The 14,054-nt window shown below is 29.6% G+C and carries 12 protein-coding genes; 5 read left to right on the top strand and 7 right to left on the bottom strand.

The window, feature by feature from the left end; genetic code table 4:
- The first annotated feature begins 255 nt into the window (after positions 1-255).
- The 3 genes from ABDB96_RS02250 to ABDB96_RS02240 all read left to right on the top strand — a co-directional run bounded on the left by ABDB96_RS02250 (position 256) and on the right by ABDB96_RS02240 (position 6,586).
- On the top strand, positions 256-915 hold the full coding sequence (locus tag ABDB96_RS02250) for a hypothetical protein (protein ID WP_343251167.1): 660 nt from the start codon (positions 256-258) through the stop codon (positions 913-915).
- Positions 916-2,328: 1,413 nt separating this feature from the next.
- Positions 2,329-2,982, top strand: coding sequence for a hypothetical protein (locus tag ABDB96_RS02245; RefSeq protein ID WP_343251166.1), 654 nt, complete (start codon positions 2,329-2,331; stop codon positions 2,980-2,982).
- 1,693 nt (positions 2,983-4,675) lie between these two features.
- Positions 4,676-6,586: a hypothetical protein gene (locus tag ABDB96_RS02240; RefSeq protein ID WP_343251165.1), complete on the top strand. Its 1,911-nt coding sequence runs from the start codon at positions 4,676-4,678 to the stop codon at positions 6,584-6,586.
- A 418-nt stretch (positions 6,587-7,004) separates the two neighbouring features.
- Here the strand turns inward: ABDB96_RS02240 and ABDB96_RS02235 are convergent, their stop codons facing one another.
- Both ABDB96_RS02235 and ABDB96_RS02230 read right to left on the bottom strand, forming a co-directional pair.
- Positions 7,005-7,949 carry an NAD(P)-dependent oxidoreductase gene (locus ABDB96_RS02235; protein WP_343251164.1) on the bottom strand — a complete coding sequence of 315 codons (945 nt, stop codon included), beginning with the start codon at positions 7,947-7,949 and terminating at the stop codon, positions 7,005-7,007.
- A 2-nt stretch (positions 7,950-7,951) separates the two neighbouring features.
- The gene (locus ABDB96_RS02230) at positions 7,952-9,223 is read right to left on the bottom strand and encodes a lysylphosphatidylglycerol synthase transmembrane domain-containing protein (RefSeq protein WP_343251163.1); all 1,272 of its coding nucleotides are present in this window, start codon (positions 9,221-9,223) and stop codon (positions 7,952-7,954) included.
- Positions 9,224-9,339: 116 nt separating this feature from the next.
- On the opposite strand from ABDB96_RS02230, the gene ABDB96_RS02225 reads away from it, so the two are divergent.
- Complete coding sequence (locus tag ABDB96_RS02225) at positions 9,340-10,284, top strand: DUF1600 domain-containing protein (RefSeq protein ID WP_343251162.1); 945 nt, start codon at positions 9,340-9,342, stop codon at positions 10,282-10,284.
- Positions 10,274-10,741: a hypothetical protein gene (locus ABDB96_RS02220; RefSeq protein ID WP_343251161.1), complete on the top strand. Its 468-nt coding sequence runs from the start codon at positions 10,274-10,276 to the stop codon at positions 10,739-10,741. Before ABDB96_RS02225 ends, ABDB96_RS02220 begins: the two co-directional genes overlap by 11 nt.
- Here the strand turns inward: ABDB96_RS02220 and ABDB96_RS02215 are convergent, their stop codons facing one another.
- The 5 genes from ABDB96_RS02215 to ABDB96_RS02195 are packed head-to-tail and all read right to left on the bottom strand — an operon-like array spanning position 10,742 to position 14,031.
- The gene (locus tag ABDB96_RS02215) at positions 10,742-11,812 is read right to left on the bottom strand and encodes a hypothetical protein (protein WP_343251160.1); all 1,071 of its coding nucleotides are present in this window, start codon (positions 11,810-11,812) and stop codon (positions 10,742-10,744) included.
- A 2-nt stretch (positions 11,813-11,814) separates the two neighbouring features.
- Positions 11,815-12,252 (bottom strand): SsrA-binding protein SmpB, encoded by a 438-nt coding sequence (gene smpB / locus ABDB96_RS02210; RefSeq protein WP_343251159.1) that lies wholly within the window; start codon positions 12,250-12,252, stop codon positions 11,815-11,817.
- A gap of 6 nt (positions 12,253-12,258) precedes the next feature.
- Positions 12,259-12,621 (bottom strand): PTS sugar transporter subunit IIB, encoded by a 363-nt coding sequence (locus ABDB96_RS02205; RefSeq protein ID WP_343251158.1) that lies wholly within the window; start codon positions 12,619-12,621, stop codon positions 12,259-12,261.
- Between the two features lie 5 nt (positions 12,622-12,626).
- Complete coding sequence (locus ABDB96_RS02200; RefSeq protein ID WP_343251157.1) at positions 12,627-13,424, bottom strand: NAD(+) kinase; 798 nt, start codon at positions 13,422-13,424, stop codon at positions 12,627-12,629.
- A gap of 7 nt (positions 13,425-13,431) precedes the next feature.
- The gene (locus ABDB96_RS02195) at positions 13,432-14,031 is read right to left on the bottom strand and encodes a Spx/MgsR family RNA polymerase-binding regulatory protein (RefSeq protein ID WP_343251156.1); all 600 of its coding nucleotides are present in this window, start codon (positions 14,029-14,031) and stop codon (positions 13,432-13,434) included.
- Between the last annotated feature and the right edge of the window lie 23 nt (positions 14,032-14,054).

Here is a 14,054-nt window from a genome sequence, read left to right as displayed (position 1 = left end):
ATTTTTTCATTTGTATTAATGCAAATACTATTTATCAATAACCAGATTATTTTCATGGAAAACTTTACCAAAAGTAGCATTTAATTTTTAAACTTTACCTATCCAAAGCAATTTAACTTACAACGTTATTTGTGTATTAAGTAAGCATGTAAGTTTTTTAATTTCTGCAATTCATCATTTTCAACTGTTACGCATTTAACCTTTTTTTTAAAGGAATATAATTTTTGGCACCAATATATTTAGGAGGGATGCAATATGCTTAAACTCAAGAAAAAAATATTACTCATTGGATTTTCTTTAGCAATTCCGTTAATTGGTGGAATTGCATCTGCTTGTAGTACCGCTAGAAATGGCAGTCAAAGCAATCAAGGTACAAATGAACCTCTACCTGGTGGGCAAAATAACCCTGGTGGGAACAATAACCAAAATAACCCTGGCGAAGGAAACAAACAGGCTGAATTAGAAAAAGACAAGCAGGCTGTTTTAGCGTTTTATCAAAAAATAACTTATACTAGAGTTCAAACAAAAAATAACAGTAAAAAAGCTAGAGAAGTTGGGGCTGAATTTAAAGAAAAAGCTAAATCTTCACCTATTACTGAACAGATTAAATTCATTAATGAACAAATAATAGAAACCAGTGAACATTTACCACCTGATTTAACTGCTCCACAAACTTTTGAATTAAAGATTACTGCTAATTTTAATGTCTCTTTAGGTAAAATAACTTTTAAGTTTACTCTACTTAAAAATGGAAAAAGTTATGATACAAATGGATTACCTAAGGATTTTGATGAGTTTGAAAAACAAGGACTTACTTATCGATTTGGAAAAGATGTTGAAGTTACAGGGTATACTAAAGAAACTCAATCATTGAATACTGTCCCTTCAACCAGCACTAATAAAGCCAAAAAATAGGGTATATTCAAATACATAAATCTGAAATAAAAATTTTGGGTGATGTGTAATTAAAAATCTAGTTTTGTTTATGGCAATTATCATTAGATAATTTTGAAAAAGCGATTAATTTTCCAAGTCATTTGATGAGAAATAAATTATTACGTAAAATTTGAATTAAAATATTTTAGTGATTATTATCTTTTTGCTTTGCATATTCCTAGTAAAAGTTTAATTTTTGAATAATAAAATAAAACAACGGATAATCAACGACTAAGTTGGTTATCCATTTTTATTTCTTGTTTTGATGATAAAACTATTTATCACTTTTTTTCTTTTATTATGTTCGATGCACAACATTTGTAAATTACTAATTTCTGTTTTTTGCCTTGATTTCACGGAATAATGTGGTCGTCTTCTATTTCTTGACAATTGTATTTGATTTTTCGTATCGTACTTATGATGCACTTTATCCATTAATTTTTGTCCCGCCTTTTTTAATCAATTAAAAAAAATAAATTTGTTTAATCAATTTACTAAATCTAGTTTTTTACAGTTATTCACATTTCGCCATCAATAATAAAACTTTCTAACTTAGTACTGAATGAAGTTATAGTTAAAGAATGTGCGATAAGGTGATCATATGTAATACATGCTATCTAACTTTTTATTTTGAAATTAAGTAAATAAAATTTTTTGATTTAAAAAGATTCCTTTTATTCAAAATAAGAATTTGTTTAACTTTTGTAAATAATATATGTTTGGAAGCAAAAAATGTTACTTACTACCAAAATTCTGAATTGTTATTTTGTATAACTTTAGTTTCTTAATAAAGAACTTGAGTTGTTTTAGTTATTTATTTACATTTGATTGATTTCAATTAATCAAATCATCACTAAAATGTGTAGTAATATTTAAGTTTGCATTATTGCACTGCTTTTTCTTCTTAATTTCGTGTTATTTTATCGATTATAAATTTAAAATATATCCGAAACAAATGGCAATTTTGTATGCAGTCTCTATTAATATTGGTTTTTTTTAAAAATCTGCTGAAAAGAAAATAACTATGAAGAAGTGCTGCAGCAATTAAAAATAATGCAGTTGCACTTAAAATAATTGTTTTGAATGTGTTGGTACTTACATTGTTTCATAGTGATCTATTAACTTATCTAACTTTTATTAATGCAAAATTGACGTTTAGAAATTAATGGCATCTTTTTGAATGAAACTTTGCCAAAAATAATGCTTAAATTTTCGAAAACTTACCTGCATGAAGGGACAACCCTTAGAGCATTAATTTGCATGCTAAATTAGGATTTTATTTTTCTAATTTACGGATTTACGGAATTAATGATTTTTCAACTGTTACAATTTTATCTATTTTTTTAAAAGGAATATAATTATTAATGCTAATACATCTAGGAGGCATGCAATATGCTTAAACTCAAGAAAAATATATTACTCATTGGATTTTCTTTAGCAATTCCGTTAATTGGTGGAATTGCATCTGCTTGTAGCACCGCTGGAACTGGCGGCCAAAGAAATCAAGGCACAAATGAGTCTCTACCGGGCGAACAAAATAAACCTGGGGGAAATAATAATCAAACTCAACCTGGAGAGGCAGATAACAAACAGGCCGAGTTAGAAAAAGACAAACAAGCAGTCTTAGCATTTTATAAAAAAATAAATCATACTAAAGTCCAAACTAAAAATACAACCAAAAAAGCCAAAGATGTTGGTGACCAATTTAGAGAAAAAGTTAAATCTTCACCTATTGCTGAACAGATTAAATTCATCAATGAAGAAATTAAAGAAACAAGTCAACATCTACCATCTGATTTAACTGCTCCAGACACCTTTCAATTAAAAATTTCTGCTAACTTAAATGCTTCTTTAGGTTTAATAACTTTTAAATTCAGTCTACTTAAAAATGAAAAAATTTATGATACAGATGGATCACCTAAGGATCTTGATGATTTTGGAAAGCAAGGACTTCTTTATAAATTTGGAAAAGATGTTGATGTTGAAGGATATACTAAAGAAAGTAAAACATTGAATACAACCCCTTCAATTAAAGCCAAGAAATAGGTTGCATTCAAATACATAAATCTGAAATAAAATTGGGTTCTGCGTGATTAAAAGCCGAGTTTTGTTTGGCAAGTATTGATAATTCGAAAAATGAAATTAATCTTTCAAGTCATTTAATGAGAAATAAATTATTACTTTAAATTGAATTACCACATTTTAATGATTATTTTCTTTTTACCTTACATATCTAGTAAAGTTTAGTTTTTTAAAGAAAAAAATAATGGATAATCAGCAACTAAGTTGGTTATCCATTTTTATTTCTTATTTTGACGATTATCTAGTTATTTTAGACGATAAAACTATTTATCACTTTTTTTCTTCTATTATGTTCGATGCACAACATTTGTAAATTATTAATTTCTGTTTGCCACCTTGGCTTCACGGAATTATGTGATCGCCTTCAATTCTTGATAGTCGTATTTGATCTTTTCGAGCCCTTCTTTTTGACTCGCCTTACATATTCCGTTCTTTTTTGTAAACAGTTATTTTATGCTCTTTTTTAAACTGTCCTAAATTTAAATGGCTTTCGTTCTTATCAAAAACTACCAGTAAATTCCTTTTTTGTTTTGAACTTCTTCATCATCTAGAAGTTTATTGATTTCTTCTTATTAATCTTTCTTTAAACTTTTTTCTTTAAGTCGATTAAAAAGATAAGTTAGTTTAATAAATTCACTAAAATAAAATTTTTTTTACCATTATAAGTATGAAAGATGTGAGTAATAAGATTTTGCAATTTAATTACTGATTTGAATTCACAACTAAAGATAACAACGTATGTGGAAAGTGAATATAATACAAGTTATCTTCCTTTGTTTTTGGATTTCAAAAATCAAAAATCTTATTAAGATTAACCAGGTTCTTTTTATATAAGATCAGAGACTTGTTTAACTTGATATGATAAGGCATTTTTAAAAAGGTTATATTACACTTAGTAAATATGATCGCGAAGTATTGATAGCATTGTTTAGTTTATTACTAAAGAACTTAAATTATTCTCTGTCCTCTCACAAAATATTTTTCTTTAATTTCAATTAATCTAACTTGATTAAAATTAAAATATTTACTAATATTTGCTGTTGCGTTTGCTTTAAGGCTTTGATATCGGCAATTTGTGTCAATTTCTTCAATATCAAATTAATGTATTTTTAGCAAACTATGGTAATTTAGTTTTTTAGAGCTTTTTATTGATATATAAAAATCTAACGAAAATAAAATAATCTCCAACTACTACAACAATTAAAAATCGTATAGGTCATTTATTTGTTCTAAATATGTAACGTTTGCTTAGATTGTTAGCGGTTCGATTAGTTTATTTAAAAATTGTATTAGTTAAATTTATATTTAGAAATTACAGATGTGATTCTCAATAAAGTCTTGTTAAAAATAAATTTAAATTTTTAAAATCTCGAAAATTAATTAAATGTTTTAAGTCTTTTTAATTAATTAGAGTAAATTAATTGATGAACAGATAAGAATTATTATTTTTTTGTAGTTAAAAATCCAAAAATAGTCTTTTATTTCTTGAAATTCTATAGATTTAATGATGTCATTCTACAAGATTGTATACATGTTAAAAAACCATTAAATTAGTTACATTTATTAGATTAATGATTTTTTAACTAATTTCGATTTAAACCATTTAATTTAAAAAGAAGTATAATTTCTACCACTATCCATTTAGGAGAGATGTAATATGCTTAAACTAAAGAAAAGAATTTTATTTATTGGATTTGTTTTATCAATTCCGTTGATTAGTGGAATTGCATCAGCTTGCAGCACTCCTGGAAATGTAACCCAAGGCAATCAAGGTAGCACTGAAACACTACCTAGCGGATCAAATAATAACCAAACAAAACCTGAAGAAAACAATAAACAAACTGAATCAGAAGGAAAGAACAACCAAACAAAGCCTGAAGAAAATAATAAACAGGTTAAACCTGAAGAAAAGAATCAAGCCAAACCTGAAATAAACAATAAACAAACCGAACAAAAGCAAAATAAACCTGAAGGAAACAATAACAAAACTCAATCAGAAGAAAATAATCAACAAACTGGTCAGAACGAAACAAAGATGGTTAGCGACTTATATACTCAAATTTCAAGTGTAAGTACTTCGGTGTCCGATAAGTTTTTAGCAAGTCAAAAGGCACTTGAAATTAAAAACGCAAACGAAAGTAATAATGTTGCAACCTTTAGTAAAATTGCTAAGGCGAAGCTGCCTACCTTAACAAACCCATTTAGTTACCGGTTTGTTACCGTTGTTGGCGATGATAATACAGCAACAATTAACTTATGAGTTGTGATCCAAAAAAAAGTTGCACAAGCACGAACAGTTTTCTACAATGTCGACGGGTCAACTCACACCAATCCTAATGCGGTTGGAAAACAAGTGACGATTTCAGGATTTGCCAAACGCCAATCACAACAACCAGAAAATAAAACAAATAAATTAGTACTAGATTATTACAATTTAAATTTAAAACGGGCTGTTAGAAATGAAGCTTCTACTTCAGTAATCAAAAATGTTACTAATGTTTCTGTGGAAATTGTCAATGAAACAACTAAGCAAAAATTAAAAACTCGTAATGAAGTTATTGAATTTTTTCAAGCATTAACTCATTACAATTTAATCAGACAGTTTGCTGAAAAAATTACTAAGAAATTTGAAGCTGATTCCTTTTATAACAAAGCTGCAATTAACTACATTAGTTTTAATCCCGAAAAAACCTTTGCAGAAAATGCAAAGTTTCAAGACACCATTAACCAAACATACTCCGAAAACGGATATAATTTAGTTTTATCTGGTGGTGGTATTGGAAATTTAGGTTCTGATCAAAACAATTTCACATTAGTAAGTAGTGTTAGTGGCAACAGCAGCAATTCAGGTGAAGTTTATTATGTTCATAAGTTTAAAGATCTAAAAGCAATTGAAAAAGAATTTTTCCATTTCTTGCATAAACCGTTATTTACAAGTTTTAATCGAACAAACCAATACCATGAGTCATCTGATAAAAACAGCAAATTCACGCCAGTTATCCCAGATTATAAATTTGATCTTGGTGACGATATGTTTCCAGAAGCATTCAGAAATATTAAAGTAGTTTCAAGAGAAATTAATGGAACAAAAAATCTGAAATTAGCAATCCCAGGGATTACAACTACTAAAGAAATGATTTACTTTTTGCAAGCAGTTGTTAAATACAAACAAGTTAATAAGTTTAAAAATTTAGTAAAACATGCATTAACAGTCGAACACGCTTATGGTGATCCTGCAAGAAATCAAAACATTAACTGAATTTCCTTTAATCCAGAAAAAACAGGTGATGAATCGAAAACTTCATGAACCGGAGAACAACTAGTTTTAGGTGGACGTGGTTACCATCATGTGCTAATAATTGATCAGGAAGAATCAGCAGCAACTCAAAACCAAATAGCAGCCACAATCAACTCTAACGGTGAAAATCAGTTCGGAAAACTTGCAAGTATTGATGGTCAAGGTGACAATAAATTACCTAATCGAAATGTGTTTGCAGAATTAAATTACCTTCTATCACGAGCAGTAATCACTACTTTTGATGCAAACAATCCTTTTCAAAATAAATAAATAAAATAACATACAAATTATTAAAACCATGCACAAATAAAAAGTGCATGGTTTTATTTTTTATTTATGCAACATTGGTTATTTCTTTTAGGTGTTTTATTTAAATTCTGTATTTTATTAAAGAACAAACTATATGAACAAATTTGGTAATTATCTTGATGCTAGCGAATTAACTAAAAAATTAAACGCTTTAGATTAACAAAAATTCTAGAAAGACTTTGTTTATAATCCGCGAATTTTTTTGCTTTACGAATATCTATAACAAATTTTAATATTCCATTATCTTGTTATTTATTGTGGTGATTTAATAAAAACTAAAAGTAATTAGAAGTTTCTTAATGTAAGAATTGAGTTAATAACCTTTAATTATCATTCTTTTAAACAAAAATACTATATTATGTGAATCAACCTTTATTGTTTAACTAATAATTAATCGGGTACGAGCAGATGTACCAAATTCAAAGATTGCTTCTAAAACTTGTTCAATGGTCGACCGTAATGATTCAATCGAATCAAATTCTAAACTACTTTTATTAACAACTCACGGCATCACTTGCTTGTTTGTATTAATGATTTTTGCTTCATGGCGTGAATTACTAATAAAGTTGCGAACATAACCAGCAATTTTACGCTTTTTGTATGCTGATTGCAAAGCAACTGGTTGTTCATAACGTAAACTAGCATTATTAATTAAAAACGGTTGGTTTTTTAATTTATTATAAAAATTATCATCCAAAATCAAAGTATTTTCATAATTTTCGGGTTGAAAACAAATGATTTTACTTACTTTTACCAATTCATCAAATTTGACTTTTTTAAGGTATTCATAACTAATCGACCAATCAATCTCATCATAATAAAGTAAATTACCAAAACCTAGTGAATTTAACTGTGAAGCCAACATTTGGGCAAAACCATCTAAACCAATAAAACCAATTGGTTGATTTTTAGAAAAGTCTTGGTTTTCAAAAATTAATTTGGTTTCATCATTACGATCATGATGTTGACGACCAATAAAATCAAAAATCGCGTGTAAACTATTTAAAATCCGCTTCGGATTAACTGCTAGATCAACTTTAGCAACATGGATTTGGGCCGAAGCAAAGGCCTTAACGTTAAGATTTTGAATCGAACTGGGGGTTGTGACAATCAAACTTACACCAAAACGTTTTAATGCTTGGAAAACAACATTATCAATTTTATAATTTCTTGATAGTAAAACAATTACGTCGTAATTTTCGCACGCATACACTGTTGATGCATTTAATTCTGAATCAGTAAACATTAAATCAAAATCATGTTTATTGGCTTGATTAAATAATTCAGCCGATTGTGCTTCAACATCAAAACAAATTACACGCATAATTATTCTTCCTTTACAGTTTTTACAGTTGCATTGGGATTATTTTTATCGAAACTTTGGTTAAGTATACTACCTAATTTTACATTTTGAGAATTAATATTTTTATTTTTTACATGCATAAAGTGTTGGTATAAAACGATCGGAAAAAAAAGCAGTCCTAACGTTGTTAGTAAATAAAAATTAAAGGCCCGCCACACAAAAATGGAGGTATTGATTCCTGTTTGTAATTGACCGCGTTCAACCGCGGACAGATCAAGCCCACTATTTCATGCCAAAAGGAACTCACGTAACACAATTTGGATGGTACCTTCGCCGCCTGGAATTGGCACAAAATTATTCGCTGAAATCGCAACATTTGCAATATTAAAGATTGTTTGCACATCGTAAGTACTAATAATAGGAGTATTTAATAATTGGATTGCAAAATAAACAGAAAAATAATTAATAATTGCTAAACCAGTAACCCCAATTAATTGAAAAATGACATGCTTTCAACGTTTCATTTCGGCAATATAAGCAGTTTTAAATGAAGCTTGAGTTTGGTATTCATCATACAATTGTTCAACTGTTTTATAAGGTCGTTTTAACAGTTTTAAGATTTTATTTAAAATCCGTCCTAAAAACACGTGCACGCGGCGGCTGTATGAAACGGTAAAGAAAATTAAGAAAACCGTAATGTCCATTAACATACCAATCAAACTAAATCAGTAAGCAATAATCCCTTGTTGTGAACTAGCAATTTGCTGGTAATGGGTGGAAACAATAATAAATGATGGTCAAGTCACAATGATTTGAACAAGCGTTCAATATACACTTGTTGATGAAACTACCAATAAGGCATTACGACTTGTTAAGCCGTGCCTAGTTAATCAATAAATCCGGTACGGTTCATTTCCTAATGAAAATGGAGTAATGCCTGTAATGAAAACACTTGTAATTCCAAAAATTAATCAGTCCCAAAAGGAAGCCTTCACCCCGTAAGCACGCGAATTAAACCAAATGGTGATAATGTTTCACATTCAATAATACAACATTGAAAAAATCAAACCAATCAAAAAGGGTGATTTTTCAAGCGATAAAGGCTGTTGTTGCAATTTACTAATGGTTTGAAAATTAATACCTAAAAAAAAGATTGAAGTCAGCACGCCAACAACGACAACGACAATAAAAAAAATGATTAGAAACGCGATGTTTCGTTTGGAGAAAATTTTCGACCCAGAACCAACTTGCTCAACAATCGCTGGTGTTAGAACACTAAAATCGGTATTATTCATTGAAAAATGGTTTTATTTGCAAGACTAATTTTATGATTGCAATTATTATACATATCACTTTAAAATATTGTAGGATTAATGTAAATATTTTTGCACATCGTTCATGTTTGATACCAATGAAACCCAAAAATAGCCTGATGATTTACCAAGTTGCTTGGAAAAATAATTGATTAAAGTTAAAAAGTATTTCTTCTAAATACTTTAATTTTAAAGTGTATCGGGCTTATGATTGGTTACATTTAATGTTATTGCCAGTCAATGCATGCATTCCCTTTTTCATTATAGCGACTGGCATTACATCAGCCATGATGCACCAAAATGCGGCATTTTTATGGTTCTCGAACTTGGATACATGAACCCACCAAAGTAACAGTTTAGTTTCAATTTTTGTGTGGTTATGATTTTTAAAACCAAAACATGCTTTTTTCCGCACGAATTCGTATTTGGTATGGGTTACAACTTACATCTTCATCACCGGATTGTACTTTAATACCTTTGTGATCTTGCAAGCCACTGGTCATATTAAAACAATAAATGTTGATTTCAATGTTGTCTCAAAAACAAGCTCGTTACCAAACCACATTGCTTATATTCCTAAAGATCAATCACCGCTTGCAATATTTTTAGCAACATCCACAATTTTCTTGCATTTAATTAATCCAATTTTATTTGTCACATTTGGCATTACCAAAATGATGTTAGCTCACAAACGGGTTACAAAGAACTATTTTTTATTTTTATTTTTTGGGCTTTTATATCCAACAATTTATATGATTTATTTAATTTATATTCCCTGGAGTGGTTTTCAAGATAATGGTAAAATTTCATACAGTACTTATGGTGATTTTACGCAAACAAAATATAATCCAAACACCTGGTTATGGTTTCCGCCCTTGTATGTAACATTTATTGTTTTTGGTTCAATTATTTGGTTTTTTAATTATTGCGGATTCAAAACCACCTGGCGTGCTTGGCATAGGATGTGACAGAAAAAAGAAGATCAAAAACTTAAAATACGGCAAACTAAACAGTGTGAACAACTAAACAAAAATGGCAAATAAAAAAACAACAATTTTAATCGAACAAGAACTCAATAACGTTGGTTCTGCAATTAGTCAAGAAGTAGTTTTTATTCCCGATAAAAAAAGTCGCTACAAAATGGTTGATCGGTTTATTTCTTTATATTTATTATTTTTAGGAGTTTGCATCATTTTAAGTGTGATCGCAATTGCACTAGCGACTTTTAAAAATCTCATTGGCTTAAGTTATGTTACCGTAATTAAGATTTATTATCCCTTGTTTTCGGTATTTATTTTATTTTTACTTGTTGTTAATGTGATTTTGATTTTAAGTACTTTTGTGTTACAGCACGATAGCATCTATACCATATCACTATACCTGTGATGGATCATGACTTTAATTGTGTTTGTGTTCGCAATTTTAGCCGTTCATTATACAAGAAAGGCGATTTTAATCGAAACTCAAGATGAATATGAAAATGATGAAGACAAAGAATAATTAACTTAAATCGTAAGTAACAATCAACTTGTTAAACATTTCTTGAATATCGCTTAAATTCGGATATTTTTTTTGAATTTTTTCACTCAATATTTTTTTAGTTGTTTTCGGTTCATCTTTTAGTGTTTGGTAAACATTGAAATTTTCAACAAAGTAAGCATTATCAGAAATTTGGTATTCAAGTTGGAACAAAAGTTCTAATTTTTTTTCTTCAATTAATTGGGTTTGTTCTAACACGAAAAAGGGGGCTGTTGCTGCTTGTAATTCAATAGTAGAATGATTAAGTTGCGTGCTTGTATTATTACCTAAATCTTCAGTAATAATTGGTGATTCATCATTCTCCAAAAGATTTTCATCAAAACTCTCATCTATTAATTTAGTTTGAATTGTTTTTGTTAGGGTAATTAAAAAACCTAAGGTATAACTCATTCTTGAACTAACTAAAAACCAAAAAATTGTTCCTAACAAAAACATGGAAAGAATGGCTGGAACCCCATTAATTAAAACTGCATTTACAATTATGGGAATCACACTTAATGGGATCGAAATATTTTTTTGGCTAAAAAACTGTGCGGACCAATCGTTTAATAACGTTTGGTAGCGACTATATTCAGGAATGCCAACGCTAATAATGATTGCACTTAATCCTGAAAAAAGTAAGCCAATTACAAATAAGTAAACAAAACGGGTGTGAATACTTTTTATTGGCGTATAAGTATCTTTTTTGTAAACTTTGAATAATGCGGCAAAAAGAAGCAAAATAATGATGCCAATCGCCACGCAAATATAGGTAAAAATCTTAATATTACTCAAATTAATGGTTAACGGACGATTATATGAACCGAAAATGTTAACTCCAAAATTAAAAAAAGTTATGGCTAATAAAATTGCCGAACTAAAACTAAGCGATAACAATAAAAAAGTTAGTGTAACAAGAGTATTCAACAAAAAACGGTATGATTTTAAATAATGTCGGTGATATCTTAAAGCATCTAAATTACTTCAAATCCGTTTTTGGTAATCACTAAAAGTTTCTTGAAAATGGCTTTTTGCTAGTAAAGTTTGTGCCATTGCTAATAATGGTACTCCTTCATTTTTCTTAAATCATCGCGTAGTTTTAGGGTTTGGCGTTTATCATGTTTTTTCTTGCCGCGACCTAAACCAACTTTGACTTTAATATGTCCTTTAGATCAATAAACGCTGATGGGAAAAAGTGTTAATTTTTCCTGTTTTTTCAAAAGTTCGATTTTAATAATTTCATGACGGTGCATTAATAATTTTCGGGTTCTTGATTCATCATGGTTTTTTAAAGTATTAAATTTGTATTTAGGAATATTCATGTTTAATAAAAACATTTCCTTTTTTTTAATAATAATGAATGCTTCTTCAATGTTCCCATGAGCTAAACTTAACGACTTCACTTCGCTTCCTGTTAAGCAAATTCCTGCCTCATAAGTTAATTTCACATCGTATTTAAAATAAGCCTTTTTATTATTTACTAGGATCTTCATAAGTTTTTATGTTAATACAGCGTCTAATTCCTTCACAACTGTTGGAGCAAAATCGCCAATCACAAGAATTAATGATTGATTATTGCCCCACATCACCCCTTTGGTACCAAGTTTTTTGAGATGATCGATATTAACAGCAGATTTTGACTTAACTTCAACTTTTAAGGTAGTAATCGTACTATTATAATTGATAATATTTTCTTTAGTTCCTAAAGCAGCAAGCAAATCACCGATTATAAAAGGGATTTTAGTCGAAACTGTTAATTGTTTATTTTTACTAGCAACATGTTTTTTTAAGCGTCGTCTTAAAACGATGTATAAAATTCCAAAAGTAAAAATATAACCTAAAATCAGCTTAAACTTGCCCATAATAATTATCCCTTAATAAAGGTTGATTGTAATTTTTTAATAAATCCATTATGATCATTAGGTAGTAAAAACTCCGCATTTGTTGACTTGGCTTGAATATTAATTTCCCCAATACAAAAATTAGGATTTAGTAAATTACCGTCCGCATAAACTCTAGGACAATTGGTGTTTTGAACGTATTCTTGGGCTGGTTTAATGGTAATTAGTGTATCACTTGGTAAAATGATTGGAGCTTGAATCGTAATAAAACCGACATGAAGTAAAGGATCTAATTCCACAAACTCAATGCAGTCAACACCAGGAAAAACAACCGCACCACGGGCAGATTTCACAAATCCTGTGGACCCGGTTCTTGTTCCTACTAAAACGCCAGTACCACGAAATTTTTCATAAAAAATCCCGTTGAAATAAATATTTAAAGGAAATGCGGTACTACTAACAACCGATAGTTCATTAACAGCCGTAGCTTGAACCATGTCCATTTGGATATCTAAAAATTTAATTTTACGAAAATCTTTTTGGTCGATCTTATCGCACAATAAATCAATTTGGTCATCGCCAAATGCTGCATAAAATCCTAAAGTACCACCATTAATGCCAATAATTTTAACGCCAGGTTGGTTGTGAATAACCGCTTCTTTAATAAAAGTACCATCGCCACCAATAATAAATAAGTATTCGGGGTTATTACTGGTAATCTCTGTTCAATTTCGGAAATGATCGGCTAATAATTTTTTAACAGCTTGTGCTTTGGGCGAAGGACTTGCGATGATTTTGTAGGTAGATTTACGAGCACATGTCATTTTTTAATTAAATTTTTTTAGTTTTTTGTGGTTTTGAAGAAGGAGTTGGTTCAGATGGTTCGATCGGATCAATATTAATTGTATGTTCAACTGGATCACCGTAAAGCTCATGAGTGTGGTGGCCATCAGTACAATCATCACTTGGTAAATCTGAAAGGTGCACTTCGATATCTTTGATTGGCCGACAGAAAACTTTAATGTCCTGACGGTTGTACCCGATCATTAACCGTTTTGGCAAGCCCGAGCGATCATATTGCAATATAATCGGACGCTTAACAATCGATGGGTGTTCTTGAATCAAACTAATCAATTCAGACACTTTTAATTCGTCAATATTAATTTTATTTGTTGATAAAAACTTACTGCGTTGGGAAATGATGTCATATACCCCGTTTTCGGTCAATGATAAAATATCCTTAAAATGTTTTTCAGTAATTGGTTCTGAATAAAAATTTTCTTCAACAAACGGGATATTGTTATCAGTAAAAAACTTTTTAGCACGAACGCAACTAGAACAACTAGCAGTTATCAATAATAGGGTTTTACCCGCATCGGCCTCTTTTTCTTCTGGGGTCACTTCATGAGAAATGTCGATTTTATTATCCATATTTTCTCCCTTAATAGTTAATC

The organism is Mycoplasma amphoriforme A39 (assembly GCA_000723365.1).
Lineage (GTDB): Bacteria > Bacillota_I > Bacilli_A > Mycoplasmatales > Mycoplasmoidaceae > Mycoplasmoides > Mycoplasmoides amphoriforme.
Note: the sequence above shows the minus strand (reverse complement) of the source record. Positions and strands in the feature narration are given on the sequence as shown.